Raw genomic sequence first — 2,250 nt, forward strand, 5'->3', positions numbered from 1 at the left:
CGTGATATAATTTTTGGAGAGTTGATTTTCTCTTCATAGCTGTATAGATTGGCCCTGCGAGAGGGTTTTTCACGGACTCAATAGAAAATATGACTTCGCTAAATGAGGTGCTTCCCATTACCTAATGTGGAGCGGAATAATAATCCTAACATCCCTTCTTAGAAAAACACTTAAGATGAAAAAAATAAATGCACAATTACCCAATGAGAGTATACAACGTTTCTTGTCTTTTTTTGTTTTACTTGAAACAATTTTGTTTATGTCGGGATGTACTGGGCAGGTAGCATCAGTATCTTCAGAAGCTCGACCCTATGGACAAGTTACATCAGTACCTTTAGGACTTCCTAAACTTCGGCCAACCAGTGGCCCAACCCACGGAGGAACTGAAGAGCACCTATTATGGCTTAAAGCTAATTATGACAAATCAGAGCATATGATTCCAATGCGAGATGGAGTTGAGCTTTACACTCTTGTCTACATGCCTAAAAATTGGTCCGAGGATGTGCCTATTTTACTCTTCCGAACACCATATTCAATCGGACCCTATGAACCCGAGGAGTACCGCAATCCATTGGGCCCATCTGTGGAGTTTGATAGGGCTGGCTATATATTTGTGTTCCAAGATGTCCGCGGGAAGTTTAAATCAGGGGGAGAGTTTGAAGTAATTCGCCCATTAGCTTTACAACCTAAGGGGCCAATGGATGTGGATGAAAGTACAGATAACTATGATACTATTGACTGGTTAATAAATAATATAGAAGGCCATAACAGCCTGGCTGGTCAGTGGGGAATCTCCTACTCGGGTTGGCAAACGGCTATGGGAATGGTAGATGCCCATCCCGCCCTTGTGGCGTCGTCCCCGCAGGCCTCACCAAGCAACATGTTCATCGGTGATGACTTTCATCATAATGGAGCATTTCGTATTACGTATGCATTTCAGTGGCTTGCCGGACATGCAAGAACACGCGACGTTCCAACAGAACAACGTGTGGGACCATTTGACTATGGTACACCTTGGGGATACGAGTTTTTCATGGAAGCCGGATCTGCTTCAAACATTGATGCTCTCTACTTTCAGGGTGATGTTCCCGCCTGGCAAGAATTTATGGAGCATGATACTTATGATGAATATTGGAAGCGCCAAGATGCGCTTCAATACTTAGATGGGATTGACCATGCAATACTAAATGTTGCCGGCTGGTTCGACACAGAGGACTTTTATGGCCCCATGTCTATTTACCGGACAGTTGAGGAAAGGAACCCTAACAGTGAGAACACCTTAGTTGTTGGCCCTTGGTTGCATGGTGGCTGGCGCCGGATGTGGGGAGACCATTTGGGCTGTATAGATTTTGATTCTCAAACCTCAGTATATTTTCAGACTAAAGTGCAATTCCCTTTCTTTGAGCATCACCTTCGTGGTGGACAAGACTGGACTCCTCACGAGGCAATAGTTTTTAACACGGGGGCGAATGTGTGGGAGACACATGATACATGGCCTCCCAAAAACGTGCTCGAAAAGAAAATCTATCTAAGAGAAGAAAGCAAGTTATCCTTTGATCCACCTACATCACAGGATACGCAACTTGGGGATTCTTGGGTAAGCGACCCCAATAAACCAGTACCATTTTCCGCGGAGATCCGGACGACCTTAGGACACCTTTGGAAAGTGGAAGATCAACGTTTTGCTTCAACTCGTCCAGATGTGATGGTATACGTGTCCGATATTTTGGAGGAGGATTTGACAGTTGTTGGTCCAATATTAGCTGATATTTGGGTCTCTACCACTGGCACGGATTCGGATTGGGCAGTGAAGCTTATAGATGTTTATCCGGGAGATGCTCCAAGTAGCGTTTCATGTGATATACCTATGGGAGGCTACCAGATGCATCTAGCAGGAGAGATAATGAGGGGCCGCTTCCGTAATAGTTTTGAGGAACCCGAACCCATGGTTCCAGAACAAGTAACACCCATTCAAATCGATCTACGAGATAGGTATCATACCTTTAAAGCTGGGCACCAGATTATGGTTCATATTCAGAGCTCTTGGTTCCCAGCTTACGACCGGAACCCGCAGAAGTTTGTGGATACGTACCGTGCGCAGCCTGATGACTATGAGATCGCAACGCAGACCGTTTTCCGGTCATCACAATACCCATCACACCTAACGTTAGGGGTTGTCCATTAGGATTGGCCGTACCCATCTTCTATCTTTTGTATTAATGCACATATCCTGGCTTTTATTGATCTTAA

The 2,250-nt window shown here is 44.9% G+C and carries 1 protein-coding gene; it reads left to right on the forward strand.

Annotation, left to right across the window (positions count from 1 at the left end):
* The first annotated feature begins 124 nt into the window (after nt 1-124).
* On the forward strand, nt 125-2,185 hold the full coding sequence (locus tag EYO21_05260) for a CocE/NonD family hydrolase (protein HIB03214.1): 2,061 nt from the start codon (nt 125-127) through the stop codon (nt 2,183-2,185).
* The last annotated feature ends 65 nt before the right edge of the window (nt 2,186-2,250 follow it).

This window comes from Candidatus Neomarinimicrobiota bacterium (assembly GCA_012964825.1).
GTDB lineage: Bacteria > Fidelibacterota > Marinisomatia > Marinisomatales > S15-B10 > UBA2125.